We start from the raw sequence: 26,033 nt of genomic DNA, 5'->3' as shown, positions 1-26,033 counted from the left end.
GACCAAATGAAATATCTCTTCGCCGCCGTCATGCTCGCCAGCGCGGTTGTTGGTTTCAGCGAGGCGGCCAGCGCTGCTGGCGGCTGCGGCCCCGGCTGGTATCGCGGCCCCTATGGCGGCTGCCGTCCGATGGCCGCACGTGGGCCGGTCGTCGTCGAATTCACGTGCCCTGCTCTTCCAGGGCCGCGAGTGTTGGAAACGCTAACCGTCATGTCGTGGTGCGCCCGCGCGTTTGCCCCTATGGCTTCCGCTGGTGGGGTGGCCGCTGCCGTCCGATCTGATCTCGTCTTTTCGCACTGCGAAGTGGCCGCGCAGGACAGCCTGCGGCGGCCACTTTGTTTTGAAGGCCCTTCAACCCATCATCTCACCCCGGCGTCGAATCAAAACGGGGACCGCGAACCGCGATCCCCCGTTCAAGGCCTGGCTTGCGCGAAGCTTACCAATGATGACGACGCCAGTGTCGGCGGCGCCAGCCCCAGTGGCGGTGACGCCAGCCCCAATGGCGGTGATGCCAATGGCCATGACCATGGCCCCAGCGAACCTGCTCGGGCTTGAGCTGCGCGGCTTCATCGCTGGTGGTGACGGCGGGATGGGCGTCGGGATTGCCTTCCGGCATGCGCGCCGGGCCAACCGGCTGCGGCGACAATGGCGCGGCCTGCGCGGTCGCTGCGAAGGCAGCGGCGCCCGCCGTCACACCCAATGCAAGTTTCAAAAAGTTCCGACGCTCCATGACATATCCTCTGGTCTTTCGCGCAAGTGATGCAGAGGAAGTGTCGCGATCACGACATGAACCAGAGCTGAATCGCGCATTCAGGTTCGTTGCGAACGTGACAGGATTTGCAGACCTACTTCACAAACTCCTGCGCCAGCACCAGCGTCTCGCGCGAGCGCTTCACATCGGGCCAGTCCCGCTTGAAATCGGCGACGAGCTGCTTCAGAGCATCGCCCTTCAGCATCGCCGCGAGCGCTGCTTCGTCGTCGAACTGATACATGGCCTGGTGCAGCGAGGGATCGTCCAGGCTCCAGAACCGCCAGGCTTTGCTCACGCCGAACGCCTTCACCGCGTCGGGCACATGCTCGGTCTCGTACCACCGGTCGAAGGCGGCGCGCTTGTCGGCATCGGCGACGATGGCGCGGACGACGAAGTAGGCAGCGGGCATCGGGTTTCCTCCTGTTGTTTGGCCTCAGCATAGACGGTTATAGTGGCGGCAACAAAAAGCCCGCGCGGCGGATTTTACGCTGCGCCTACCTAAGGGAAGGAACGGCCATGCGCAGGATCATCTCGGGTCTCGTTGCGATCACCTGCCTGTGGCCGGCGGTATCAGTCGCCGAAATCGTTCGCTTCGATGTTCTGGAACGCGTGCCCGCCTTTGACGGGCGCAGCTTTGGCAATGTCGGCACCTATGAACGCATCACCGCGCGCGCGACCTTCGCGCTCAACCCGGCCGACGATCGCAATGCCGTCATCACCGACCTTGCGCTCGCGCCGCGCAATGCCGACGGCAAGGTCGAGGCCACCGCCGACGTCGTGATCCTCAGGCCCAGCGATCCCACGCATGGCAACGGCACGCTGCTGCTGGAGGTGCCCAATCGCGGCCGCAAGCTGGCGCCCCAACTGTTCGACGATTCCGCCCAGCCCGGCGCCAACAATGCCGACAAGGCCGAGGATGCCGGCATCGGCTTCCTGCATCGCCAAGGTTTTACGATGGTCTGGGTCGGCTGGCAGGGCGACATTCCCTCCAAGCCCGGCCAGATGGCGCTGGCCGCACCGGTGATCAAGAACATCAGTGGTCCCGCGCGCGAAGAATTCGTCCTCGACAACACGACCAATCCCGCGCGTGCCACGCTGACCTGGCCGGCGGCTGAGGCCGCCAACCTCCACGTCACCGTGCGCGCCGCCTGGGCCGATGCGCGGCAGACGCCATCAGGCCTTTCGGCAAAACTCGTCGATCCCACTGCGGTGGAGATCACGCGCCCTGATGGCTTTGATGCCGGCGCGCTCTACGAGATCACCTACACCGCGCGCGATCCGGTGCCGCTCGGCATGGGCTATGCCGCGGTGCGCGACGTCGTCAGCTTCCTCCGCCATGACGAGACGCAGGCCAACCCGCTGCTCAATGGTTTGCATCCATCGGTGAGCCGCGCGATCGGCTTCGGCGTCTCGCAATCCGGCCGCTTCCTGCGCGACTTCCTCTATCTCGGCTTCAACGAGGACCTATCGGGCCGCACCGTGTTCGACGGATTGATGCCGCATGTCGCGGGCACGCGGCGGATGGCGACCAATGTCCGCTTCGGCCAGCCCGGCCGCAACCCGCGCCATCTCCAGGACCCGGCCTGGCAGGCCGATCTCTTCCCGTTCACCTATGCGAGCCTCAGCGATCCCTATTCGGGCAAGACCGACGGCCTGCTCCGCCGCTGCTCGCTCTCGGCGACCTGCCCGAAGGTGATGCAGACCGACAGCGAGCACGAATGGTGGGCCTCGCACGCTTCGCTCCTGGTCACCGATCTCGCCGGCAACCATCTCGATCTTCCCGACAATGTCCGCGCCTACATGATCTCGGGCACGCCGCATTTTGCGGAAGCCGCCGACGTGATGAAGAAGGGCGTGCCGGCGATGTCGCTGCCGCAGAACCCTGTTCATGCGGGCATGCCGATGCGCGCGCTGCTCACCGACCTCAATGCCTGGATCAGCGACGGCGTCAGGCCGCCGGCAAGCCGCGTCCCTATGCGCGCCCACGGCACGCTCGTGCCGGCGCAAGGCGCCGTGCCCACCGATATCCCCGGCCTGCCCTATGCCGGCATCCACACGCTCGCCGCCTTCTCCGACCAGAGCGTGCTGCCGCCGAAGGAGATCAGCCGCTATCCCGTGTTCGTGCCGAAGGCGGATGATGACGGCATGGCCATCGCAGGCATCCGCCAGCTCGCTCTCGCCGTCCCGCGTGCGACCTACACGGCATGGAATCCGCGCGCGCAGGGGTTTGGGCCGACAGCGCTCTATCCATTGCAAGGCGCGGTGGTGCCGTTCGCGCCGACGGAAGCCGCGCGGAAGGAAGTGCATGATCCCAGGCTGTCGATTGCGGAGCGCTATGCCGACGACGGCGCGTATGTCGCCGCGGTGAAGCGCGAGGCAGCGCGGCAGGTGGCGGAGCGGATTTTGCTGCCGGAGGATGCCGAACGCGCGGTGGAGGCCGCGAAGCAAGGCAAGCTGGCGAAGCTTGGGCCATGAGCACCGGCCCGTAGGATGGGTAGAGCGCAGCGAAACCCATCATTCCACCCGCGGGAATAGCGTTGATGGGTTTCGCTTCGCTCTACCCATCCTACGAGATCGCCTTTTTTTCTGTCCCCGCTGTCGGAACGTCCGCTCCTCATCCGTCCTATGCCCAGACAACACGGAGCCCCCACATGCCCAATCTCATCCTCACCACCTTCGACTGGGTTCCCGAGATGCCCCGCGGCTTCGTGCGCGACCTTCGTGTACGCTGGGCGCTGGAAGAAGCAGCCCTGCCCTACCGCGTCGCGAGCGTGCCGTTCAACCCGCGCGATGCCGCGCACTTCGCGCATCAGCCGTTCGGCCAGGTGCCGTGGCTGACCGACGGCGACCTCTCGATCTTCGAGAGCGGCGCGATCCTGCTGCATCTGGGTCAGCGCAACCCCGAACTGATGCCGACCGATCCCCGCGGCCGTAACGAAGCGATGGAGTGGGTGTTCGCCGCGCTCAATTCGGTGGAGATGCCGGCCCTGCCCTGGACGATGTTCAAGTTCACCGGCAGTTTCGATGGCTCGCCTGCCGTGAAGTTCGTCGACGACTTCCTGAAACTCCGCCTCAAGCACATGGAGACGGTGCTTGCGACGCGCGAATGGCTGGCGGGGTCCTTTTCCGTCGCCGACATCCTGATGTCGGACGTGCTGCGCGTCGTCGATAAGTTCGGCGGCTTGTCGGAGCACCCGGCCTGCCGCGACTACGTCGCGCGCGCCACGGCTCGCCCGGCGTTCGCCAAAGCCCACGCCGACCAGCTGGCGCATTTTGCCGCGGCCGATGCGGCGCGACGATAGAACGGAACAGCTCGTAGCTCTCAGGATGGGTGAAGCGAAGCCGTAACCCACCTGGGTCTGCCCGAACGAATGGAGACGTGGTGGGTTACGCTGGCGCTAACCCACCCTAAGCGCGATGGCATGAAGATGAATCACCATCGCGCTTTAGGTTATTGTTTGAGCACGATCTTTTCGGAAAACCGCTACGCACTTTTCCGGATCATGCTCTGCGCACCTCTACGCCTCGCCGCTTCACACCAACTTCATTGGCGCATTGCCTTGCGGTTCCCGCGCACGCGGCGTAGCCTTCCACCACAGGTAGCTCGTTCGAAAGTGATCTGTCGGGTTCGGCCTAGCGGGAGGGAGCGATGGTGGACCAGGTCTCATCTCAGGTCTCGTGGCAGCTTTCCGGTGACTATTTCGAAAATTGCAGTTGCAGCATTGTGTGCCCGTGCCTCGTGTCCGCGGGTGCCCCGCTGACCGCGCGACCGACCGAGGGCTTCTGCAACGTGCCGCTGATCTTCCACATCGAGACCGGCCGTTACGGCGATGTCGCACTCGATGGACTGAACGTCCTGGTCATTCTCCATGCGCCCGGAGTCATGGCTGACGGGGACTGGTCGCAGGCCACCTATGTCGATCAGAGCGCCGACGATCAGCAGACCGAGGCGCTGGCCGCGATCTTCAGCGGCGCGGCCGGTGGTCCCATGGCCGCGTTCGTACCGCTGATCAGCAAGAACCTCGGCGTGAAGAAGGTCCCGATCTCATTCCGGATCGACGGCAAGACGCGGTCTGCGGAAATCCCGGGCATTCTGCACATGTCGGTCGATCCGTTGCCGACCATGCACCCGAGCGGCGAAATGTGGGCCAACATCGGCCACCCCGTCAGCCCCGACAGGATGGTGATGGCGGTCGGCGCCGCCGGCAATACATACAGCGATCATGGCATGCGCTGGGACAATTCCGGCAGGAACGGCCTCTATGCGCCGATCCAGTGGTCGAACCAGGCTTGATGCCACTCCTGATGTGACGGTCTGCGGGAAGGCCGGCAACACGCATCACAAATGACCGACAGCGCTCTCGAAACCGTGCTGCGCCGCGATCGCTGGATCGTCGGCGGCGCGATTCTGATCATCGTCGCGCTGGCATGGGCCTATGTGCTTTGGCTCGCCAACGACATGGACATGGGCGGCATGGACATGACCGGCTTCCGCATGATTCCGGCCGGGATCGGAATCATGTTGCCCGCCGGCGAGCCGTGGCGAACGATCGAGTTCGCCTACGTGTTCCTGATGTGGGCGGTGATGATGGTCGGAATGATGGCGCCCTCGGCCGCACCCATGATCCTCATGTACGCCAGCGTCGGCCGGCGAGCGAAGGCACAGGCCAAGCCGTTCGCGGCGACGGGCTGGTTTGCGGCCGGTTATCTCCTCGCCTGGACCGGCTTTTCACTTGTCGCAACCCTTCTGCAATGGGGGATCGATCGCGCAGCCCTTCTCGACTCCCGGATGACGCTCGCCAGCAACCTCGTCGGCGCAATCGTGCTGATCGCAGCCGGGATCTATCAATGGACGCCATTCAAGGACGTCTGCCTCGTCCAATGCCAGTCGCCGTTCCTGTTCCTGATGCGCCACGGCGGCTTTCGTGACACGCCGCGAGGCTGCCTGCTGCTGGGACTTCGGCACGGAAGCTATTGTGTCGGCTGCTGCTGGCTCTTGATGGCACTCCTGTTCATCGGCGGCGTGATGAACGTGCTCTGGATCGCGCTGTTGGCGCTGCTCGTTCTATTGGAGAAGCTGACGCCGGCCGGACGATGGATCGCGCGCGCTGCTGGCATTGCATGTGTGGCCGCGGGCGTTTGGCTGCTGACGTCCTCGCTGCGGTGATGCGTTGCGCGCGAGACATTCAGCGCACCATTAACCCGTTGTTATCCATGTCCCCACCACCGCCGGAACGAAGCAATTTGCTTCAAATTATTCCTGCCAGAGGTGACACATGGCCCGCATCGACTATCTCAAAGAGCAGGTTGCCCGCGCCGAACGCCTGGCGAAGACCATCCTCGACCAGGAAACCGTGGAGCGGCTGCAAACCTTCGCCGCCGAATGCCGCGCGGAATTGATGGTGCTGACGCTGCGCCCTGCAGCGTGACGCGGTGCGTCACATCAGCTTCAGCGGTGCATCGGCGACCAGGCGCAGATCGATCGTTCCAATCAGCGCCGCGCGCCGCGCCTCCGCGGCACTGATCGCCTCGTCCGTCTGCCGCAACGTGCTGATGTTCGAGCCGAGCGACACGATCCCGCCCAACACCAGCGCGATCGATCCGAGCGCGGCGGTTTGGCCAGTCCCGAACAGCCCGAGGATCGTGATCAGCAGCAGCGCAGCACCGCTGCCGATGGCGATCTTGGAGGCCAGGATATACTTCCGGCATCGCTCGGCGATCTCGGCTAGCCGCTCGATCCGGTCTTCGATGTCGGAGATTTCGTCGGTCGGATCGTCTTCGGTCATTGGGTTTTGATCAAGGATGCCGGATCAGAAACGAACCTGGTAGCCCGCATGAGCGAAGCGCGTACAGCAACTGCTGAACGAGAACCCGGATTTCGCTACGCTCCATCCGGGCTACGTCCACCTCACAACGGCAAATTGTCGTGCTTCTTGGCCGGCGCTTCCACCTTCTTGTCCTTCAGCATCGCCAGCGCCCTTGCGATCCGTTTCCGCGTCGAGTGCGGCATGATGACGTCGTCGATGTAGCCGCGCTCGGCCGCGATGAAGGGCGACAGGAAGCGATCTTCGTATTCCTTCGTTCGCGCCGCGATCTTGTCGGGGTCGCCGATGTCGCTGCGGAAGATGATCTCGACGGCGCCCTTGGCGCCCATCACCGCGATCTGGGCGGTCGGCCAGGCGTAGTTCATGTCGGCGCCGATTTCCTTGGAGGCCATGACGTCGAAGGCGCCGCCATAGGCCTTGCGGGTGATGATCGTCACCAGCGGCACGGTGCACTGCGAATAGGCGAACAGCAGCTTTGCGCCGTGCTTGATCAGGCCGCCATATTCCTGCGCGGTGCCCGGCAGGAAGCCCGGCACGTCGACGAAGGTGACGATCGGGATGTTGAAGGCATCGCAGAAGCGGACGAAGCGCGCCGCTTTCCGCGAGGCATCGCTGTCGAGCACGCCGGCCAGCACCATGGGCTGGTTGGCGACGAAGCCGACGGTACGGCCGGCGATGCGGCCAAAGCCGGTGACGATGTTCTTGGCGAAGGCATCCGCGATCTCGAAGAAGTCGCCCTCGTCCACGACCTTCAGGATCAGCTCCTTCATGTCGTAGGGCTTGTTCGGATTGTCGGGGATCAGCGTGTCCAGGGAATCGTCGAGGCGCTCAATGGAATCGAAGCTCGGCCATTCCGGCACGCCGTCGGTGTTGTTGGACGGCAGGAAGTCGATCAGGCGCCGCATCTGCAAGAGCGTCTCGACGTCGTTCTCGAACGCACCGTCGGCGATCGAGGAGCGCGTCGCGTGCACCGAGGCGCCGCCGAGCTCTTCGGCGGTGACGACCTCGTTGGTCACTGTTTTCACCACGTCGGGGCCGGTGACGAACATGTAGCTGGTGTTCTTCACCATGAAGATGAAGTCGGTCATGGCAGGCGAATAGACGTCGCCGCCGGCGCAGGGGCCCATGATGACGGAGATCTGCGGGATCACGCCGGAGGCGAGCACGTTGCGGCGGAACACGTAGGAATAGCCGGCGAGCGCGGCGACGCCTTCCTGGATGCGGGCGCCGCCCGCGTCGTAGAGGCCGATGATGGGCGAACGCGCCTTCATCGCCATGTCCTGGAGCTTCGTGATTTTCAGTGCGTGGGTCTCGGACAGCGAGCCGCCGAACACCGTGAAGTCCTTGGCGAAGACAAACGTCTTGCGGCCGTTGACGGTGCCCCAGCCGGTGACGACGCCGTCGCCGGGCACCTTGGTCTTCTCCATGCCGAACTCTGTGGAGCGGTGCTCGACGAACATGTCGAACTCCTCGAACGATCCCTTGTCGAGCAACAGCTCGATGCGCTCGCGTGCGGTCAGCTTGCCGCGGGCGTGCTGCGCCTCGATGCGCTTCTCCCCGCCGCCGAGCTTTGCGCCGGCACGACGATCTTCAAGGGCGTCCAGGATATGTTTCATTTGCTCCCGCCAGTTCTTAACTAAGCCACGCTTGCCGGGGGTTCTAACACGGCATTTTGCGGAGCGGGAAGCGGCTTTCGGCGCCGCAGGGCTGCCCTGCCACAGCGTGAAAGCGCAAGGAATTACAGAGTTTTGCCTGGGAGGCGACGATGGACGAACAAGCTGCCGAGACCGGGGCTGCGACAGGTGGCGTCAACATCCTGCTCCGCCTGGAAGGCCTGACCCTGTTCGTTGGCATGGTGATGCTGTACGCGGCCTGGGGCGGCTCCTGGCTCGTGTTCGCCCTGCTCTTCTTCGTGCCTGACCTGAGCTTCCTGGCCTACCTCGCCGACGCCAAATTCGGCGCGATGGTCTATAACGCCGCCCACAGCTACATGGCGCCGGTGACGCTGATGACGCTGGGCTTCGGCTTCGCCTCGCCCCTCACCCTCTCCATCGCCTTGATCTGGCTCGCCCATATCGGCATCGACCGGGCGCTCGGCTATGGCCTGAAATATTCGGCCGGGTTCGGCTTCACCCATTTAGGGCGGATCGGCCGGCAGAAGGACGCCTGACCCCAAATTTGGCGGGCCTCGCCGGTTGACCGGGCCGGCCGATTCAGGCTTGCTCGGGTCCTCGATCAGGCGCCGAATGTTGCGTGAGCCCAGTCGGTACGGCGGCGGTCATTACGCCCTGGCATCCCCCATGTCCGCGACGGTCGTCCCACTGCCGCCGAACTCATCGTCCGAAACCGTCGATTTCCTGCGGCGCATGGCCAGCATGGTGTCGGGCCGGAACGGCGCCATGCTGCTGCGTGCGGCCGCGCTGATCGAGTCGCTGGCGCAGCGGGCGATGTCGGCCGAGCGGCTCTATCACGAGACGCAAGAAGAGAACACGCGCCATGTCGAGCTGCGCGAGGCCGCCGAGCTCGCCTCCGACTCCATGGTCGGCCAGATCGAGGCGATGCGCGCGCAGCTTGTCGAGGTGACCGCGGCGGCTGCCGCCGAGCGCACCGCCTTCAATGCCGAGCGCGTCAAGCTGCTCGGCCTGATGCAGGATGCGGAGAGCCACATCCGCAAGCTCACTGCCGAGCTGGAGAGCTTGCGCGCCTCGGTCGACAGTTTCAACGACACCGTCGTCTCGGTGCCGATCGAGGTGCTGCGGCTGGCGCGGACCCAGTTCGACTATCTCTCCAGCGGCTTTGCCAGGCGCGGCGACGTGATCTCGCAGGCGATGAGCGAGATCGGCGGCTTTGCCATCGACCAGGCGCTGACGGCGAAGAAGACCGACAAGGCCTGAAACATTTGGAGCCGTCATACCCGGGACAGCGGCCTACTCGGCGTCAACACGGTTTTGCAGGCGCTGTTCAAGCTGGGTTAGGTGCGGAAGCAGCTCGGCTTGCACCGATGCCGTAGGGTGGGCAAAGCGGAGCGTGCCCACCAATCGCGGTAGCACATAGAGAGATGGTGGGCACGGCGCGATGCGCCTTTGCCCACCCTACGGCATCGCAATTTTGTCGCGGGTTCTCGCGCCTCTTACGGCTCACCCGGCCTGAACGGCTCCTGCTTGTCCGGCGGCACCGTTTCCTCCGCCATCGCCAGCAGCATCGCCACCATCACGTAATTGCCTGAGACCGCGGTGAGGTCGACGATCTGCTGATCGCTAAAGATCTTCTTCGCCCGCGCATAGGTCTCGTCGGTGACCTTCTTGGTCGTGGTGATCTCGGTGACGAAGTCGTAGACCACAGCCTCGTCCTCGGCCATCTTCGACGGCCGCTTGTTGGCCTTCAGCTCCGCGATGATGTCGGGCGACAAACCCGCCTTCGCGGCGAGCGGCGCGTGCGCGAACCATTCCACCTGCGAGCGCCATTGCCGTCCGATGATCAGGATCGCGAACTCGTTGAGCTTGGTCGGGACCGAGGTCTCCCAGCGCAGATAGTAGAACAGGTCGAACAGGCGCTGGCCAAGCACGGGGCTGCGGATCATCGGATTGTAGGGCCCGCCGATGCCGACGCTCGACACCTTCATGATCTGCTCGCCGAGCGGCTTCTGCTTGGGGTCGAGCTGGTCCATGGTGAGCTGCGGAAAGCGCGGCTCCTTGCTGGTGGCGGGTGCGGTAAACGTCGTGGCAGCGAGCCAGCCGCCGGCCGCGGCCAGCGTGAGCGACGACAGCCAGAGTGGCGTTGAGTTCATTGTTATCCTCCCGGTTTTCTTTCTTGGCCGAAAGGATGCTAGTCGAGCGGCGCCGGCGCGACAGCGCTAGATCGCGCCGATCTCGGCAAGGCAGGCTTGCGTCAGGCTCATGCGGGCCTCGATGTGGCGCAGCTCCTTGCAATCGATGTTGAGCGCGAACACCGTGTGCGCGTCGCCCTTTTCGGCCCAGCCGACCATCCAGCCCAGCGACGGCTCGCCGCGCTCGGCGCCCAGGAGGCCCGACTTGGCGCGGATGACGCTGTCGCCGACCTTCGTCACCGGCAGGATGTCGGCGACGAGATCCTGGCTGCGCTTTGAGATCGGCAGCGCGCGGCGGCGCAGCCGGTCGACGAAATCGATCTGCTCGATCGGATCGATGCGCAAATTGCCGGTGAGCCAGAACTGGTCGATGCCGCCGCCGATGTCGCGATTACCGTAGTCGAACTCGTCGACATATTTCTGCATCCGCTCCTGCCCGATCCGGCGCGCGATTTCCTGATAGACCGGCACCGCACTCACCGCGATCGCGCTGCGCAGCGTGTGGTCCTTGTTCCAGGCCTCGATCGGCCGCTTCACGCCGTCCCACGGGAAGACGTCCTTGTCCGGATCGGCGACAACGCCGGTCTCGAGCGCGATCAGCGAGTTCGGAATCTTGAAGGTCGAGGCCGGCAACTTCCCCTCGCCCGAACGTTCCTTGTCGCTGGCGACGATCAGATAGTCCTCGACCTTGTAGCCGACGAAGGTGCCTGACGTGCCGAGATCGGTGAAGCGTTTTGCCAGGCTGTCGCGGATCTCGTTGCGCGGTGGCGCGACATGAGCGAATGCGCGCTGCGGCAGGATCGCGGCTGCGGCGAGAAGGCCGAGGGTGGAACGGCGGGAGAGCAAGGGCGGTATCCGTTAAGCAATGAAGACAGGCGCGACCATGCCGCCGCTACGTGGTGAAACGATGACAGGTTGTTCCTAGCGCCCCCGCCCCGACAGCCGCAGCACGAACACCAGCACTTCGGCGACGGCCTTGTAGAGGTCGGGCGGGATCTCCTCGCCGAGCTCGACCTTGGAGAGCGCGCCCGCGAGGATTTCGTTCTCCTCGATCGGGATGTCGTTGGCTTTCGCGATCTCGACGATCTTTTCGCCGATCGTGCCCTTGCCCTTGGCAACGACGACGGGCGCGCCAGAGCCCTTCTCGTAATGCAGCGCGATTGCGAGCTTGGATGGATCGCTCATGTGGCGCGATCCAGGAAATGGCCGGCGCGGGCCGGTGCGGGCTGCGGCGGCGTGCCGTCGCGGACCAGGATGTCGCCGGGCTTGAGCTCGGCCCGCATCAAGGCCTGGTTGAGCTCACTGACGCCGGCGCGGAGCTGCTGCGCGGTCGCCGGCCGCTCCGCCCACATCCGCACGAAGGTCTTGTCGCCGTTCAGCGTGATCAGCGCGTGCACGGGACCGGCCGGCTCGACGTTGAGCGTGAAGCGCGCGCGCCAGGCGCGCTTGGCGGGATCGGCGGACTCATTGCCGCCGTCGCGCGAGATCTCGAACTGCGCCATCGCGGTGCCCTGCGGCGTCGCAAACGGGATCTCGAAATTCCACTGCGGCACGGTCGGGTCGATGCGATGGCCGGATGCATCGGTGCGGTCGGGAAGCGAAGCGACCTGCAGCAATGTCTGCCGCGCGATCGCGGCATCGGTGTCGTCGAGCAGGCGATGCACTGTTGCGGAAAGCGGCGTGTCAGGCGCGAGCGACGGCGAAGCGACCGCCTGCGCTGCCGGCAGCGCACCGCGGAACGGCGGCGGCGGTGTGCTCAACATACTGGCGGAGGGCAGGACGCGCCTGCTCGCCTATCATTTCGCAGCGTCTGGCGCAACACCAGCAGCGCGGCCTTCAGGTCCGGCACATTGCCTGACGACGGCGTTGTACCAGCGGCGAGCGAAGCTTCGAGAAACAGCCCGGACTTCTGGAACGCGGATTCGATATCGCCGCCGTCGAGGGCGGTGTTGAGCGGCGTCTGCTGCGCCAGCACGTCGAGCACCGCCTGCTTCAGGCCGACAGGCAGATCGCTGCCGGTGACGACGGAGGCGAGATTGGCGAACAGCGGCGCCTGGCTGCCCTGTTTTGTGACCGCTTCGGCCGAAGCGGCGGTGACGGCGACCTGCTCCAACGGCGTGAGCGTATTGCGTGCCGCGGTCGTGGACGGCGCCAGCGACGGGCTGTCCACCCGCGAGGCCGCAGCCGGCGTCAGCGTGATCTGATCGGCGCTCGCCTCGCCTGCCCCGTTCATGACGGCAAGACGGATGGTGCCGTCGTTCTGCGACACCGCGAGCTGGAGGTTTTGCCCCGGTGTCAGCGACACCTCGGACATCACGTCCATCGAAAGGTTGGCGATCGCGATCCGCACCAGATTGTCGGCGAGCACGCTGACGACTTTGGCGTCGACGACGCTACCGGCCTGAAGCACGAGATCGGGCGTCGCCGCATCAGCCACAGGGCTGGCGGCACTGACCGGTACGATCGAGCTTATCGGTGTCGGCATTTTGGGGCCCAGGGAATGCGCCTCCCACCCTAGGGCCCCGTCGTAAACCTCTCGTTAAGGACCTGTGGCCGCTGGCCGCTTCAAGGCGGTCAGAACCGCCACGGCGGCCTCGAAATCCCTGAGGCGGGTAGCGCGGCGGGCGGCCGCCTCCTCGTCCACGCCCCACTGATCGATATTCCAGTCCTCGTCGACATGGGCAGCGGCCCAGACCTGGCCGGCATCGCGCGCGCCATGGGCCAGCGCCAGCGCCAGCAGCGCTGAGCCGGTCAGGGTCGTCACCACATGGAGGGCTGCGACCGACCAGGGATCGCTTGGCAGCGCATCGCGGGCCGCCTTCAGCGCCTCGTCCGGCTGCTTCACATGCATGATGCCCTCGGACAGGATGAAATGCGCGCCCAGCGTTTCCGAGGCCCAGAACAGCACGGGATCCCAATGCGCGGCCTCGCGGGCGACCAGCCCTTCCGGGTGGCCGGCGCGATAGAACAGCAAATCGGACTCGAAGTATTTTGCGAGGTCGTCGCTGACGAGCTCGACGCGGTCGACGACGCCCTCGACCACGCTGTTGGCGATCCGGGTCAGCGGCATGGTCACGGGATCGATCGCCTCGCCCTGGGCCGCCCATTCGCCGGCCACGGCATCGGCCAGCGATCGCGAGGGGATCACCACCTGGCGGCCGGACGGCGTGCGGATCGGCTTGCCGTCGAGCGTGATGGCAAAACCGCCCTCGGCCTCGGTGACGCCGGTCTCCTTGTAGAAGCGCTTGCGCAACGGCGTGCGCGCGGAGGCACGCGCCGAGTCCCGCGGATCCGGCGGGGGCTGGCTTGCTGCTTCTTCGAACAATTCGCGCATGTGAGTTTTCGGTCCCGGTCGCTGGATGCTAGGCTTTTAAGATAAGCGTTTAGGCCAGTACTTGCAGCCGATAAAGCGAGCGGCAGGCATGAGGGAACTTGCGGGCATCGTGGCCCTGTTCGCCGCGCTTTGGCTGGCCGCGGCGGAGGCCGGCTTTCGCACCCCGGAATCGCTGGTCCGCAACGTCTATGCCCATTACGGCCAGGGCGCGCCGGAGCTGTCCAAAGGCCTGCCGCGCGATGCCGCCACTGCCCGGCAGTTCTTCGATCCTCCCCTGCGCAAGGCCTGGAGCGCGCCGCGGGCGGAGCCCTATGACTTCCTGGTGCAGAGCCAAAGCTGGAAGCTCGGTCCGGTCGCGATCGCTATCATCCGCAGGCAATACGACAAGACCTATGTCGCGGCGAATTTCGACAATCGCGGCCGGCCGGTGACGCTGAACTTCATCCTGGTCAACGGTCCCGAGGGCTGGCTGATCACGGATGTCGAAAGCCCGCATGACAGCTTGCGGATGTTTCTGGAGCAGTTTCGGAATTGAGCCCCGCCGTCATGCCCCGCGAAGGCGGGGCATCCAGTACGCCGCGGCGTCTCGATTCAACAATGACTGTCTCTGGAATACTGGGTCGCCCGGTCAAGCCGGGCGACGACACCGGAGAGCGCCCCTACTCCTCCGGCGCGTTCTCGATCGGATCGAACCGGCTCGCATCCAGCCCGAGCAGATTCCACGACTGCTGCATGTGCGGCGGCAGCGGCGCGGTGGCGTCGATCACGCCGCCGCGCGGATGCGGGATGACGATACGGCGTGCCAAGAGATGCAGCCGGTTTTGCAGGCCGCCCGGCAGCTGCCAGTTCTCGATGTTGAAATATTTGGGATCGCCGACGATGGGGTGGCCGATATGCTCCATATGGGCGCGCAGCTGATGGGTGCGTCCCGTCACCGGCTTCAGCGACACCCAGGTCAGCTTGTTGCCGGCGGTCTCAACCACCGCGTAATACGTCACGGCGTGGCTGGCGCCCTCATCGCCATGCTGGGCGATGCGCATGATGGTGTCGTCCTCACCCTCCTCCTTGGCGAGGAAGGTCGAGATGCGGCCCTGCTTCGGCTTCGGCAGGCCCGGCACCAGCGCCCAGTAGACCTTTCGTGCCGACCGCGAGCGAAACGCGCCGGTCAGATGCGAGGCGGCAAAGCGCGTCTTGGCGATCAGGAGGCAGCCCGACGTCTCGCGGTCGATGCGGTGCACGAGGCGCGGCTTCTGGCCCTTCGAATCGCGCATCACCTCCAGCATCTGGTCGATGTGCCGCGTCATGCCCGAGCCGCCCTGCACGGCAAGGCCGGCGGGCTTGTTCAGGACAAGGACGTCGTCGTCCTCATAGATCGTCATCTCCTTCAGCGCCTTGAGCGTCTTCTGCGCGGCCTCGGAGAGCTCGCCGACGACCTTCGGCGCGTCGAGCTTCAGCGGCGGAATGCGGACGCTCTGGCCCTCCTCCAGGCGGTCCTTGCTGTCGACGCGCTTGCCGTCGACGCGCAGCTCGCCTTTGCGGACGACGCGCTGGATGTGGGAGAACGACAGGCCGGGAAAGCGCGCTTCGAGGAAACGATCGACGCGCATGTTGTTCTCGTCAGCCGTCACGGTGACGGTCTGCACCTTGGTCGGCAGCAGCGCCTCGACGGGCTTTTCGGGCGCAGGCCTTTCCGGCGCAGCTTTTGGCGGACGCCGCTCGGCACGCTCGGGGCCACGCCGCTCGGGACGCTCTCCGGCAAAGCGCGGCGGCTTGCTGCCGGGCTTACCGCCCGGCCGCGGCCCGGCCTTCTTCGCGCCGCGCGCCTGATGCGGACGTGAGTCCTCGCGCTCGTCACGCGAACGGGGCTTTGGATTCATTCTCTTGATGCGGCGGCTCATGCTTGCCTGCGTACCCTAAAAGCGGCCTTCCGTCACGACGAAATGGCCACCTCTAGCGCGAGCCGCCCCGCTCCTTGCGCAGCTTGGCCCAGTAATCCAGCCGCTTCCTGATCTCGCGCTCGAAGCCGCGCTCGGGCGGGTCGTAGAAGGTCTGCCGGCCGAGGGCCTCCGGGAAGTAATCCTGACCGGAGAAGGCGTCGGGGGCGTCGTGGTCGTATTCGTAAGCTGCGCCGTAGCCTTCCGATTTCATCAGCTTGGTCGGGGAATTGAGGATGTGCTTTGGCGGCAGCAGCGAGCCAGCCTGTTTTGCAACCTGCATCGCCGTGCCGAAGGCGGTGTAGACCGCGTTCGATTTCGGCGCGGTGGCGAGATAGACGACGGCCTGCGCGATCGCGAGCTCGCCTTCGGGATGGCCGAGGAAGTCGAAAGCGTCCTTGGCGGCATTGGCGATGACCAGCGCCTGCGGGTCGGCCAAGCCGATGTCCTCCACCGCCATGCGCACCACGCGGCGGGCCAGGAACAGCGGGTCCTCGCCGGCGTCCAGCATGCGCGCGAGATAATACAGCGCGGCGTCGGGATCGGAGCCGCGCACCGATTTATGCAGCGCCGAGATCAGGTTGTAATGGCCGTCGGCGGACTTGTCGTAGATCGGCGCGCGGCGCTGCAGGATGTCCTGCAACTGCGCGGCATTGAAGATCTCGTCCGCCCGCGCCGAACGCCAGACCTCTTCGGCGAGCGTCAGCGAGGCGCGGCCGTCGCCGTCGGCCATGCGCACCAGCACCGCCGCACCAGCACCGCCCTCGCCTCGGCATCGAGCGGCAGCTTCCTGCCCTCGACCGCCTCGGCATGCGCGAACAGCTTCTCGATCGCGGCGGCATCGAGCGAGCGAAACACCAGCACGCGCGCGCGGGACAACAGCGCCGCGTTGAGCTCGAAGGACGGGTTCTCGGTGGTGGCGCCGACCATCACCACCGTACCGTCCTCCATCACGGGCAGAAACGAGTCCTGCTGGGCGCGATTGAATCTGTGCACCTCGTCGACGAACAGCAGCGTGCCCTTGCCCATCTCGCGGCGGGCCCGCGCGGCGTCGAACGCCTTCTTGAGGTCGGCGACGCCGGAGAACACCGCGGAGATCTGCTCGAAATGCAGATCGGTGGCGTCCGCGAGCAGCCGCGCCACCGTGGTCTTACCGGTGCCGGGCGGGCCCCAGAACACCAGCGAGCCCAGCGTGCGCGTCTCCAGCATGCGCGTCAGCGCGCCGTCGGGCCCGAGGATGTGATCCTGGCCGACGACCTCCGACAGCGCACGCGGGCGCAGCCGGTCCGGCAGCGGATGCGGCGCCTCGTGGTCGAGCCCCGCCGCGGCAAAGAGGGTCGGCGTCTCCTGTGGTCGCTTCGGACTCATCCGCCCAGCGTGACGTTGATCTGCTGGCCGCCGCGCACCACCGTGATGCGCCAGATCCGCGGCCGCTCGCCTGCGGCCTTTTCGAGGTCGCCGGTCTTGCTGATCTTCTGGTTGTTGACCGCCAGGATAATGTCGCCCTTCTGGAAGCCGACACTCGCAGCCGCGCTGTCGCCGCCGAGATCGGTGACCACGACGCCTTCGGTGTCGGCGTCCAGATGCAGCTCGTCGGCCACCGCCGGGGTGATAGTCGAGACCTTGGCGCCCTGGAACGGCGAACGCGCGGTGATGACGAGCTCGTTGCGGCCGGAGTCGGGCGCGGTCTCCAGCGCCACCGTCAGCTTGAGCGGCTTGCCGCCGCGCTGCACGTCGATCTGCGCGGTGCCGCCGAGCGGACGGGTGGCGAAACGGTAGTCGAAGGCGTTGGGATCGTCCACGGTCTGGCCGTCGATCCCGGTGATGAGGTCCGAGGATTTCAAACCGGCCTTCGCCGCGGGGCCGCTCGCGACGACGCTTGCGACCAGCGCGCCGGTCGGCGAGCGCAGGCCGAGGCTCTCGGCGATCTCGGGCGTCACCGCCTGAAGCTTGGCGCCCAGCCACGGCCGCTTCACCGCCTTGCCGCCGCTCTTGGCGGAGGCGACGACGACGCGCACCATGTTGGACGGGATCGCAAAGCCGATGCCCTGCGAGCCGCCGGAGCGCGAATAGATCGCGGTATTGATGCCGGCGAGCCGGCCGTTCATGTCGACCAGCGCGCCGCCGGAATTGCCGGGGTTGATCGCCGCATCGGTCTGGATGAAGAACTGGTAGTCGGTGATGCCGACCTGCGTGCGCGCCAGCGCCGAGATGATGCCGTGGGTCACGGTCTGGCCGACGCCGAAGGGGTTGCCGATCGCCATCACGACGTCGCCGACCATCAGCTCGTCCGAATTGGTGAGTTCGAGCGCGGGAAACTTCTCCTTGGTGTCCTTCAGGCGCAGCACGGCGAGATCGCTGCGGGAATCCTTCAGCACGATCTCGGCCTCGAACTCGCGCTTGTCCGACAGCGACACCTTGACCTGGTCGGCGCCTTCGATGACGTGGACGTTGGTGACGACGAGCCCGGCCGCATCGACGATGACGCCCGAGCCGAGCGAGCGCTGCACCTGCTCCTGCTGCTGGCCCGGCACGCCGAAGAAGCGGCGGAAGATCGGGTCATCGAGCAGCGGATTGCGGTTCTGCACCACCTTGGCGGCATAGACGTTGACGACCGCCGGCTGCACCCGCTGCACGATCGGCGCATAGGACAGCCGTAGCTCGGCCTGCGAGGACGGAACGCGGCGGTCCTGTGCGGCGGCCGGATTGAAGTGGGCTGAAAACGCTATGCACAACGCCGTGATGATAGCTGCGGGACGGATCGATCGAAACATTCCTACCTCTCGGAAAAGACGACGGAATATAGGCGCGTTCGCCGGGCAATAGAAGGGCGCTGGGGCAATATTGCGCCCTCCTCAGGTGTGTCCGGCCTGCAAGCACGGCGTGCGAAATGACAATCCGCCTGGGGTGGTGGATTGGCATGATGCGCATCATCCAGCATGCTACCCGGTGGCGGATTCGGTTGCGACGAAATTACATCAGTGGGAACCCGCGCAACCGAGGCGCGCCGTCGCGGGGCAGTCATCGACCATTCCTAGGCTCTCGCCTGCGACTTGGGGAAGTTCGTCAACCGATGGAGTGATGACGTGAGCAGGACAAGAATTGCAGCCGCGGCGATTGGTTTCGCCGGCGCGCTGGCGGCCTCGCAGGCCCAGGCCCAATCGGCCAGCAGCAGCGAACAGGAGATCGCGCTGCTGAAGCAGCAGTTGAAGATGCTGGAGCAGAAGCTCGACAAGCTCCAGAGCCAGACCGCGGCGAACACCGCGGCCACGGCGAAAGCGAAGGCCGAGGCGAAAGCCGAAGCGAAGGCCGAGGCACGCTCGGAGGCGAAGGCGGTCGTCGCCAATGCCAATGCGGCGATCCCGCTCAAGACCCCGCCGCCTGCGTCCGGTGTCGTGGTGACGATGCCGAACAACCGGCCGACCATCTGCACTGCCGACGGGGCGAACTGCGTCGCCATCACGAGCCGCGTGCATTGGGACGTCGGCGGCTACGACTTCCGCCCCAACACGGCGGCAACTGTGCCGCAAAAGCTCGACAGCGGCGAAAACGTGCGTCGCGCGCGTATCGGTGTCGTCGGCAAATTCCTCGAAGACTGGAATTTCGCGCTGATCTACGACTTCGGCGGCTCGTCGGACGGATTTGGCGGCACGGGAGCCGCCGGCGCGACCCCCGTCGGCTTCCTGCCCGGCGGCGGCACATCCGGCATCGAAAACGCGTTTGTGAGCTACACGGGACTGAAGCCGTTCGGCGGCAAGATGGCGATCGAAGCCGGCATCATGGATATCGCCTGGACCATGGATGAGTCCACGAGCTCCAACGACATCGCCTTCATGGAGCGCGCTTCGGTCGGCATCATCGCGCAGAACATCGCCGCCGGCGATTTCCGTTCTGCCGCCGGTGCCCGCTGGTACAACGACGTGTTCTACGCCGGCGCCTACGTGACCGGCCCGACCACGGGTGCCATTCACTCGGCCTCGAGCGTTTCACCTCCCGGCACCAGCGAGCAATACGGCGCAACCGCCCGCGTTGCAGGCCAGGTCGTGAGCGGCAACGACTACTCGGTGCATCTCGGCGCCGACGCCCAGTGGCTGATCCAGCCGCCGCGCAATCTGGTCGCGAACACGCAAACGCTCACGCTCAGCGATCGTCCCGAGCTGCGCATCGATCCCACGACGCTGATCTCGACCGGAGCGATTGCGAATGTGTCGGGCGCACAGGTCTATGGCGTGGAAGCCGCAGCCACCTACGGACCGCTCTGGGTCCAGGGCGAATACTACTGGTTCAACATCGATCGCGATGCCAACACCGCCGTGCCACCGATCGGTACGTCGAGCCTGAAATTCCAGGGCGGCTACGCGCAGGCGGCCTATGTCCTGACCGGTGAAAGCCGCAAGTACAATCCGGGCAACGCGGCCTATGGCGGCGTCAAGCCGAACAATCCGTTCTCGCTCAGCGGCGGCGGCTGGGGTGCCTGGGAGATCGCCGGTCGATACTCAACCGTGGATCTGAACGATCAGCTCGCGACCGCTGCGGGCATCGCCGGCGGGCGGCAAACCGTCTACACGCTGGCGCTCAACTGGTACGTCAACGGCAATGTGCGCTTCATGCTCGACTACCTGCACGGCACGGTGTCGAAGCAGGCCTCGGCGGTGTCGGCGGCGGACACGGGCTCGAAGTTCGACGCGGTCGCGTTGCGCACGCAGTTTGCGTTCTGAGGCTCGCTGTCGTCCCGGGGCGCGCACCAGCGCGAACCCGGGACCCATAGCCACAAGCTGGAGTTTGGCGAGGACTCGGAGCTGCCGGCTCGCGCCAAAACTTCTTCTTGCGGTTATGGGTCCCCGCCTTCGCGGGGACGACACCGAGGGTGCGGCAACAACTTCGCAGCAAAATCACGCCGCCCGCTTCGGCTTCTTCACGACCACCGGCGGCGGCGCGCAGGACAGCCGCTGCTGGTGGCTCTCGCCCCACGCCTTCAAAATATCGATCACCGGCTTGAGGCTCTCGCCTAGCTCGGAGAGGCAGTACTCCACGCGCGGCGGCACCTCGGCATAGACCTTGCGGATGACGAGCTTGTCCTCCTCCAGCGCGCGAAGCTGCTTGGTCAGCATGCGCTGCGTGATGCCGGGCATCCGGCGGCGCAGTTCGCCGAAGCGCTGGGTGCCGCTTTGCAGGTGATAGAGGATCACGCCCTTCCACTTGCCGTCGATCAGGTCCAGCGTCGCCTCGACCGAGCAGCCCGGCCGGCGGGCAAAATCGCGCCGTTTCATGCGTGTTTTCCCAATAGTATCCAAACAGGGACTATATCCCTGAATTTACAGTACTTGCCAAATGGAGGCCAGCGGGACAGTTAGCAAGCCGGGCGCACGTCACAGGCTGGGCGCCAACTGATGGAGACAAGCCATGAAGGCCGTCGGCTACAAAAAGTCGCTTCCGATCGAGGACGCGGATTCACTGATCGATTTCGAGACCGCAAAGCCGGAGCCCAAGGGACGCGACATCCGCGTCGCCGTGAAGGCGATCTCGGCCAATCCGGTCGATTACAAGGTGCGCAAGCGCGCCGCCCCGCCCGAGGGCGAGACGAAGATCTTGGGTTACGACGCGGCCGGCGTAGTCGATGCCGTCGGGCCCGAGGTCTCTCTGTTCAAGCCGGGTGACGAAGTGTTCTACGCCGGCTCGATCCTGCGCCAGGGCACCAATGCCGAATTCCATCTGGTCGACGAGCGCATCGTTGGCAACAAGCCGAAGAGCCTGTCGTTCGCGCAGGCCGCCGCCCTTCCCCTCACCTCCATCACCGCCTGGGAATTGCTGTTCGACCGCCTCGGCGCGGTACCCGGCAAGAGCGTCGATCCGCGCACGCTGCTGATCACGGGCGGCGCCGGCGGCGTCGGCTCGATCCTGATCCAGCTAGCGCGCCGCCTCACCGGCCTCACGGTGCTCGCGACCGCGACGCGCCCGGAGTCGCAAAAATGGTGCCTCGACCTCGGCGCCCATGCGGTGATCGATCACGGCAAGCCGATGAAGGAGCAGATCGAGAAGCTCAAGCTGCCGCCGGTCGCGTTGGTGGCGAGCCTCACCTATACCGACCAGCACTACAAGAGCATTGTCGAGTTCATGGCGCCGCAGGGCCGGTTCGGCCTGATCGACGATCCGCCGGAGTTCACCATGAGCACGTTCAAGGGCAAGGCGATCTCGGTGCACTGGGAATCGATGTTCACGCGATCCTCGTTCCAGACATCAGACATGATCGCGCAGCATCATCTGCTGAACGACGTCGCCGACCTCATCGACAAGGGCGTGCTCCGCACCACGCTCGACCAGACCTTTGGCACGATCAATGCGACCAACCTCAAGCGCGCGCACGCGCTGCTCGAGAGCGGCAAGTCGCGCGGCAAGATCGTGCTGGAGGGGTGGTAGACGCCGCATACCCCGTCATGCCCGGGCTTGTCCCGGGCATCCACGGACGTTGTCGCCTTGGGCGACACGTGGATGGCCGGACAAGCCCGGCCATGACGAATGCCGTTACGGCGCCACGCCCTCGACGAACAGCAGCCGCCGCTCCAGTGCACCGGCGCGGATCTTCAGCGCCTCGGCATATTCCGGCGAGGCGTACCACTCCTTCAGCCTCGCCATCGAGGCGAATTCGACGATGACGATAGCCTTCGGCGGAAGATTGCCTTCCGCAAGCTCGGCCTTGCCGCCGCGAACGAGATAACGTCCGCCGTACTGCGCGATCGTCTTTGCGGCGAGCGAGCGATAGGCTTCGAATCCGTCGAGATCGCGCATCTCGACTTCGGAGATCACGTAAGCAGTCATAGGCAGCTCTTACGCGATCGTATTGACGATACCGCCTTCCGCGCGCAGCGCGGCGCCGTTGGTCGCGGACGCTTCCTTCGAGGCGACGTAGACCACCATATTGGCGATCTCATCGACGCTGGCAAAGCGCTGGATCAGCGAGCTCGGGCGATGCTGCTTGACGAAGTTGGCGGCGGCCTCGTCCACCGACTGACCGTTCTGCCTGGCGAGGTCCTTCACGAAAGTCTCGACACCCTCCGACATGGTCGGCCCGGGCAGCACGGAATTGACGGTGACGCCGGTGCCGCGGGTGAGCTGCGCAAGGCCGCGCGCGACCGAGAGCTGGGCCGTCTTGGTCATGCCGTAATGGATCATCTCGACGGGAATGTTGAGCCCGGATTCCGAGGAGATGAAGACGACGCGGCCCCAGTTGCGCTTGAGCATGCCCTTCATGTAGGCGCGCGACAGCCGCACACCGCTCATGACGTTGACCTCGAAGAAGCGGTTCCAGTCCTCGTCCGGAATGTCGAAGAAATCCTTCGGCTCGAAGATGCCGGCATTGTTGATGAGGATGTCGACCTCGGGAAGCGCCGCGACCAGCGCCTTGCAGCCCGCAGCGGTCGAGACGTCGGCGGCGATGCCGCGCACCTTGGCGCCGGTCCCTTCGAGCTTGCGCACGGCCGCATCGACCTTGTCCTGACCACGGCCGTTGATCACTACGCTGGCGCCGGACGCAGCAAGGCCCTTTGCGATGGCGTGGCCGATGCCGGCGGTCGAGCCAGTCACGAGGGCGGTCTTTCCGGACAAGTCGATCTTCATGCGTCGTCTCCATTGCGGTTGGTGCGGATATCGTGCGCAGCACAGACGGATGCAATCATCCCTCACCGACGCGTGAGGATCGATCGCCACAACAGCAAGCGCCGATTGGTGTGCACGGCGCGCGTCGAGCGCGCGCCTTTGCCCCCCAACGGCACCTATTTCTTCGGCGGCAGCGTCCTGACAAACGCGACGATGGCATCGAGATCCTGTGGCGTCATGCTGGCATAGGCAGCATACGCCATCGGCGGCTTGAGCTTGCGACCGTCACGCGCGATGCCTTGCGTAATCGCACGTTTGATTTCGTCGTCGCTCCAGTTGCCGAGACCGGTCGCGGGATCCGCGGTGATGTTGGGAGATACGGATTCACCCCACGGACCCCTAAAGGTGCGACCGCCCTTGCCGCTCGCCGCGGTGAAATCGTGCACGGCGGACGGGCCTTCCGGCGTGTGGCATTCGAGGCAATGGGCGATGGTCAGGAGATAGCGGCCGCGCGCGAGCTTGTCGGAGAGCTCGGCCTCGCTCGCCTGCCTGCCGGCATAGGTCGGCACTTCCGGCTTCAAGGCGATCCTGTATTCCGGCGCCGGCGTTTCGTGGCGCACCGGCGGCACGGAGCGCAAGTACGCCGCGAGCGCGTCGAGATCGCGGGCCGTTAGCACCGTGTAGAACTCGGTCGGCATGATCGGCGCGGCCTTGGTTCCGTTCGGCTTGATACCGCTCACGAGAAACCGCTTCAGCTCGGCATCGGTCCAATTGCCGATGCCGGTGTCCTTGTCCGGCGTGATGTTGGAGCCGGTGACCTTGAAGGCGGGCTCGTCGAACGTCTGGCCGCCGGAAAGCGCGCGAGAGAGATCAAGCCCTTGCGGACCCCGCGGCGTGTGGCAGTTGTGGCAGACCATGACGCTACCAACGAGATAGGCGCCGCGCTCGGTCAGCGTCTCGCCCATGGCCGGCGCCATCAGCAGCGCGAGCGCAATTGAAACCGCAGCTCTCATGGAATCCCCCAAACGAAATCAATTCTGCAAAATCATCGTGCACAGCATGAGAAATTGCTGCGCCATACAAAAAAGCGGCGCCCAGGGGCGCCGCTTTCTGAAACTTCCATACTGGTCGGCTTACGCCGCCTCGGCTTCCTTCTCCTGCACCGGACCGGAGTCCTGGCCCTTGGCATCGACGTCGCGATCGACGAACTCGATCACGGCCATCGCGGCGTTGTCGCCGTAGCGGAAGCCGGCCTTGATGATGCGGGTGTAGCCGCCCTGGCGATCCTTGTAGCGGGTCGCGAGCGTATCGAAGAGCTTCTTGACCATGTCGACGTCGCGCAGCTCGGAGATGGCCTGGCGGCGCAGCGACAGGCCGCCCTTCTTGCCGAGAGTGACGAGCTTCTCGACGATCGGACGGAGCTCCTTGGCCTTGGGCAGCGTGGTGACGATCTGCTCGTGCTTGATCAGCGCGGCCGCCATGTTGGCGAACATCGCCTTGCGGTGCTCGGCCGTACGATTGAGCTTCCGATGAACCTTGCCGTGACGCATGTGTGTAGTCCTTACGTTAAAACTGCCGCGACGGTTCGTCGGACATGTTGCTCAGGTGGGCTACCTGCGTTCGCCCTGGGTGGTGAATAGCGAATGGCGAGTAGCGAATAGAATTACTATTCGCCATTCGCCACTCCCCATTCGATCAGTAATGATCCTCGAAGCGCTTGGCCAGCTCGTCGATGTTCTCCGGCGGCCAGCCCGGCACTTCCATGCCGAGGTGCAGACCCATCTGGGCCAGCACTTCCTTGATCTCGTTCAGCGACTTGCGGCCGAAGTTCGGGGTGCGGAGCATTTCCGCTTCGCTCTTCTGCACGAGGTCGCCGATGTAGACGATGTTGTCGTTCTTCAGGCAGTTGGCCGAACGTACCGACAGCTCGAGCTCGTCCACCTTCTTGAGGAAGGCCGGGTTGAAGGCGAGGTCCGGGATGATCTCCTGGGCGACTTCCTTGCGCGGCTCTTCGAAGTTGACGAACACGTTGAGCTGATCCTGCAGGATGCGGGCGGCGTAAGCCACCGAGTCATCCGGCGAGATCGCGCCGTTGGTCTCGATCGTCATGGTCAACTTGTCGTAGTCGAGGATCTGGCCCTCGCGGGTGTTCTCGACCTTGTAGGAGACCTTGCGGACCGGCGAGTACAGGCTGTCGACCGGGATCAGGCCGATCGGCGCGTCCTCGGGACGGTTGCGCTCGGCGGGCACGTAGCCCTTGCCGGTCGAGACCGTGAACTCCATGCGGATCTCGGCGCCCTCGTCGAGGGTGCAGATCTGCAGGTCCGGGTTGAGAACGGTGACGTCGCCGACGGTCTGGATGTCGCCGGCGGTGACGACGCCCGGGCCCTGCTTCTTCACGACCATGCGCTTGGGGCCTTCGCCCTGCATCTTGATCGAGATGTCCTTGATGTTGAGCACGATGTCGGTGACGTCCTCACGGACGCCAGCGATCGAGGAGAACTCGTGCAGCACGCCGTCGATGTGCACCGACTGCACCGCCGCGCCCTGGAGCGAGGAGAGCAGGATGCGGCGCAGCGCGTTGCCGAGGGTCTGGCCGAAGCCGCGCTCGAGCGGCTCGGCGACGATGGTCGCGAAACGCGTGGGGTCACTGCCGGGCGTGACCTGGAGCTTGTTCGGCCGAATCAGTTCTTGCCAATTTTTCTGGATCGTCACTGTTTCACCCATACAGGCCAGTCGAACTGCCGTTGCAGACACTGGCGTTGGAGAA

Annotated in this window: 26 protein-coding genes and 3 pseudogenes; 11 read left to right on the top strand and 18 right to left on the bottom strand. The window is 65.2% G+C overall.

What is annotated here, in order from left to right; translation table 11 throughout:
• Window positions 1–6 precede the first annotated feature (6 nt).
• A pseudogene (locus tag FOM02_RS47420) lies at window positions 7–281 on the top strand (GCG_CRPN prefix-to-repeats domain-containing protein).
• A 155-nt stretch (window positions 282–436) separates the two neighbouring features.
• Here the strand turns inward: FOM02_RS47420 and FOM02_RS42075 are convergent.
• Together FOM02_RS42075 and FOM02_RS42070 are read right to left on the bottom strand one after the other, a co-directional pair.
• Complete coding sequence (locus FOM02_RS42075; RefSeq protein WP_027564370.1) at window positions 437–730, bottom strand: twin-arginine translocation signal domain-containing protein; 294 nt, start codon at window positions 728–730, stop codon at window positions 437–439.
• Window positions 731–845: 115 nt separating this feature from the next.
• Entirely contained in the window at window positions 846–1,160 is a 315-nt protein-coding gene (locus tag FOM02_RS42070) for a hypothetical protein (protein ID WP_027564371.1), read from the bottom strand.
• A 107-nt stretch (window positions 1,161–1,267) separates the two neighbouring features.
• Between FOM02_RS42070 and FOM02_RS42065 the strand changes: the two genes are divergently transcribed.
• The 5 genes from FOM02_RS42065 (at window position 1,268) to FOM02_RS42045 (ending at window position 6,180) form a co-directional block, all read left to right on the top strand.
• Window positions 1,268–3,226, top strand: a complete 1,959-nt coding sequence (locus tag FOM02_RS42065) for an alpha/beta hydrolase domain-containing protein (RefSeq protein ID WP_027564372.1) — start codon at window positions 1,268–1,270, stop codon at window positions 3,224–3,226.
• Window positions 3,227–3,402: 176 nt separating this feature from the next.
• Entirely contained in the window at window positions 3,403–4,053 is a 651-nt protein-coding gene (locus FOM02_RS42060) for a glutathione S-transferase family protein (protein WP_027564373.1), read from the top strand.
• Between the two features lie 347 nt (window positions 4,054–4,400).
• Window positions 4,401–5,045 (top strand): DUF1326 domain-containing protein, encoded by a 645-nt coding sequence (locus FOM02_RS42055; RefSeq protein ID WP_027564374.1) that lies wholly within the window; start codon window positions 4,401–4,403, stop codon window positions 5,043–5,045.
• A gap of 51 nt (window positions 5,046–5,096) precedes the next feature.
• Window positions 5,097–5,918 (top strand): DUF2182 domain-containing protein, encoded by an 822-nt coding sequence (locus FOM02_RS42050; protein ID WP_027564375.1) that lies wholly within the window; start codon window positions 5,097–5,099, stop codon window positions 5,916–5,918.
• Window positions 5,919–6,027: 109 nt separating this feature from the next.
• Window positions 6,028–6,180 carry a hypothetical protein gene (locus tag FOM02_RS42045; RefSeq protein WP_167336495.1) on the top strand — a complete coding sequence of 51 codons (153 nt, stop codon included), beginning with the start codon at window positions 6,028–6,030 and terminating at the stop codon, window positions 6,178–6,180.
• A gap of 9 nt (window positions 6,181–6,189) precedes the next feature.
• Here the strand turns inward: FOM02_RS42045 and FOM02_RS42040 are convergent, their stop codons facing one another.
• Together FOM02_RS42040 and FOM02_RS42035 are read right to left on the bottom strand one after the other, a co-directional pair.
• A complete protein-coding gene (locus FOM02_RS42040) occupies window positions 6,190–6,537 on the bottom strand; it encodes a hypothetical protein (RefSeq protein ID WP_027564376.1) in 348 nt (115 codons plus the stop codon).
• Window positions 6,538–6,659: 122 nt separating this feature from the next.
• Window positions 6,660–8,192, bottom strand: coding sequence for an acyl-CoA carboxylase subunit beta (locus tag FOM02_RS42035; RefSeq protein WP_027564377.1), 1,533 nt, complete (start codon window positions 8,190–8,192; stop codon window positions 6,660–6,662).
• A gap of 149 nt (window positions 8,193–8,341) precedes the next feature.
• Here FOM02_RS42035 and FOM02_RS42030 point away from each other — a divergent pair, with 149 nt between their 5' ends.
• Both FOM02_RS42030 and FOM02_RS42025 read left to right on the top strand, forming a co-directional pair.
• On the top strand, window positions 8,342–8,746 hold the full coding sequence (locus FOM02_RS42030; protein WP_027564378.1) for a DUF4260 domain-containing protein: 405 nt from the start codon (window positions 8,342–8,344) through the stop codon (window positions 8,744–8,746).
• A gap of 130 nt (window positions 8,747–8,876) precedes the next feature.
• The gene (locus FOM02_RS42025) at window positions 8,877–9,470 is read left to right on the top strand and encodes a hypothetical protein (protein WP_027564379.1); all 594 of its coding nucleotides are present in this window, start codon (window positions 8,877–8,879) and stop codon (window positions 9,468–9,470) included.
• 236 nt (window positions 9,471–9,706) lie between these two features.
• Here the strand turns inward: FOM02_RS42025 and FOM02_RS42020 are convergent, their stop codons facing one another.
• The 5 genes and pseudogenes from FOM02_RS42020 to FOM02_RS42000 all read right to left on the bottom strand — a co-directional run bounded on the left by FOM02_RS42020 (window position 9,707) and on the right by FOM02_RS42000 (window position 13,736).
• On the bottom strand, window positions 9,707–10,363 hold the full coding sequence (locus FOM02_RS42020; protein ID WP_027564380.1) for a carboxymuconolactone decarboxylase family protein: 657 nt from the start codon (window positions 10,361–10,363) through the stop codon (window positions 9,707–9,709).
• 66 nt (window positions 10,364–10,429) lie between these two features.
• Window positions 10,430–11,248 carry a class D beta-lactamase gene (gene blaOXA, locus FOM02_RS42015; protein ID WP_035729596.1) on the bottom strand — a complete coding sequence of 273 codons (819 nt, stop codon included), beginning with the start codon at window positions 11,246–11,248 and terminating at the stop codon, window positions 10,430–10,432.
• Window positions 11,249–11,323: 75 nt separating this feature from the next.
• Window positions 11,324–11,587 (bottom strand): EscU/YscU/HrcU family type III secretion system export apparatus switch protein, encoded by a 264-nt coding sequence (locus tag FOM02_RS42010; RefSeq protein WP_011088117.1) that lies wholly within the window; start codon window positions 11,585–11,587, stop codon window positions 11,324–11,326.
• Window positions 11,584–12,887: pseudogene (locus FOM02_RS42005) on the bottom strand (flagellar hook-length control protein FliK). The gene FOM02_RS42010 and the pseudogene FOM02_RS42005 overlap by 4 nt, the downstream one beginning before the upstream one ends.
• A 54-nt stretch (window positions 12,888–12,941) precedes the next feature.
• On the bottom strand, window positions 12,942–13,736 hold the full coding sequence (locus tag FOM02_RS42000) for an ATP12 family chaperone protein (RefSeq protein ID WP_027564383.1): 795 nt from the start codon (window positions 13,734–13,736) through the stop codon (window positions 12,942–12,944).
• 88 nt (window positions 13,737–13,824) lie between these two features.
• On the opposite strand from FOM02_RS42000, the gene FOM02_RS41995 reads away from it, so the two are divergent.
• On the top strand, window positions 13,825–14,271 hold the full coding sequence (locus tag FOM02_RS41995) for a hypothetical protein (protein WP_027564384.1): 447 nt from the start codon (window positions 13,825–13,827) through the stop codon (window positions 14,269–14,271).
• A 124-nt stretch (window positions 14,272–14,395) separates the two neighbouring features.
• On the opposite strand, the gene FOM02_RS41990 is transcribed toward FOM02_RS41995, so the two are convergent.
• From FOM02_RS41990 to FOM02_RS41980, 3 genes and pseudogenes are all read right to left on the bottom strand, one after another.
• A complete protein-coding gene (locus FOM02_RS41990) occupies window positions 14,396–15,634 on the bottom strand; it encodes an RluA family pseudouridine synthase (protein WP_027564385.1) in 1,239 nt (412 codons plus the stop codon).
• Window positions 15,635–15,686: 52 nt separating this feature from the next.
• A pseudogene (locus FOM02_RS41985) lies at window positions 15,687–17,038 on the bottom strand (replication-associated recombination protein A).
• Window positions 17,035–18,444 carry a DegQ family serine endoprotease gene (locus FOM02_RS41980; RefSeq protein ID WP_027564387.1) on the bottom strand — a complete coding sequence of 470 codons (1,410 nt, stop codon included), beginning with the start codon at window positions 18,442–18,444 and terminating at the stop codon, window positions 17,035–17,037. Before FOM02_RS41980 ends, FOM02_RS41985 begins: the two are co-directional and overlap by 4 nt.
• Window positions 18,445–18,756: 312 nt before the next feature.
• On the opposite strand from FOM02_RS41980, the gene FOM02_RS41975 reads away from it, so the two are divergent.
• A complete protein-coding gene (locus FOM02_RS41975) occupies window positions 18,757–20,388 on the top strand; it encodes an OprO/OprP family phosphate-selective porin (protein ID WP_027564388.1) in 1,632 nt (543 codons plus the stop codon).
• Window positions 20,389–20,562: 174 nt separating this feature from the next.
• Here FOM02_RS41975 and FOM02_RS41970 read toward each other — a convergent pair whose 3' ends face one another.
• Window positions 20,563–20,940 carry a winged helix-turn-helix transcriptional regulator gene (locus tag FOM02_RS41970; protein WP_027564389.1) on the bottom strand — a complete coding sequence of 126 codons (378 nt, stop codon included), beginning with the start codon at window positions 20,938–20,940 and terminating at the stop codon, window positions 20,563–20,565.
• 133 nt (window positions 20,941–21,073) lie between these two features.
• On the opposite strand from FOM02_RS41970, the gene FOM02_RS41965 reads away from it, so the two are divergent.
• Window positions 21,074–22,087: a zinc-binding alcohol dehydrogenase family protein gene (locus tag FOM02_RS41965; protein ID WP_027564390.1), complete on the top strand. Its 1,014-nt coding sequence runs from the start codon at window positions 21,074–21,076 to the stop codon at window positions 22,085–22,087.
• A gap of 105 nt (window positions 22,088–22,192) precedes the next feature.
• Here FOM02_RS41965 and FOM02_RS41960 read toward each other — a convergent pair whose 3' ends face one another.
• From FOM02_RS41960 to FOM02_RS41940, 5 genes are all read right to left on the bottom strand, one after another.
• Window positions 22,193–22,486 (bottom strand): DUF1330 domain-containing protein, encoded by a 294-nt coding sequence (locus tag FOM02_RS41960; protein ID WP_027564391.1) that lies wholly within the window; start codon window positions 22,484–22,486, stop codon window positions 22,193–22,195.
• Between the two features lie 9 nt (window positions 22,487–22,495).
• The gene (locus FOM02_RS41955; RefSeq protein ID WP_027564392.1) at window positions 22,496–23,284 is read right to left on the bottom strand and encodes an SDR family NAD(P)-dependent oxidoreductase; all 789 of its coding nucleotides are present in this window, start codon (window positions 23,282–23,284) and stop codon (window positions 22,496–22,498) included.
• Between the two features lie 155 nt (window positions 23,285–23,439).
• Complete coding sequence (locus FOM02_RS41950) at window positions 23,440–24,276, bottom strand: c-type cytochrome (RefSeq protein ID WP_028146250.1); 837 nt, start codon at window positions 24,274–24,276, stop codon at window positions 23,440–23,442.
• A 120-nt stretch (window positions 24,277–24,396) separates the two neighbouring features.
• Complete coding sequence (gene rplQ / locus FOM02_RS41945) at window positions 24,397–24,813, bottom strand: 50S ribosomal protein L17 (protein WP_025036979.1); 417 nt, start codon at window positions 24,811–24,813, stop codon at window positions 24,397–24,399.
• A 145-nt stretch (window positions 24,814–24,958) separates the two neighbouring features.
• Window positions 24,959–25,990 (bottom strand): DNA-directed RNA polymerase subunit alpha, encoded by a 1,032-nt coding sequence (locus tag FOM02_RS41940; protein ID WP_035729592.1) that lies wholly within the window; start codon window positions 25,988–25,990, stop codon window positions 24,959–24,961.
• Between the last annotated feature and the right edge of the window lie 43 nt (window positions 25,991–26,033).

The sequence above is a fragment of the Bradyrhizobium sp. SEMIA genome, assembly GCF_014844175.1.
GTDB lineage: Bacteria > Pseudomonadota > Alphaproteobacteria > Rhizobiales > Xanthobacteraceae > Bradyrhizobium > Bradyrhizobium arachidis.
This window is presented reverse-complemented; position numbering and strand designations above follow the sequence as displayed.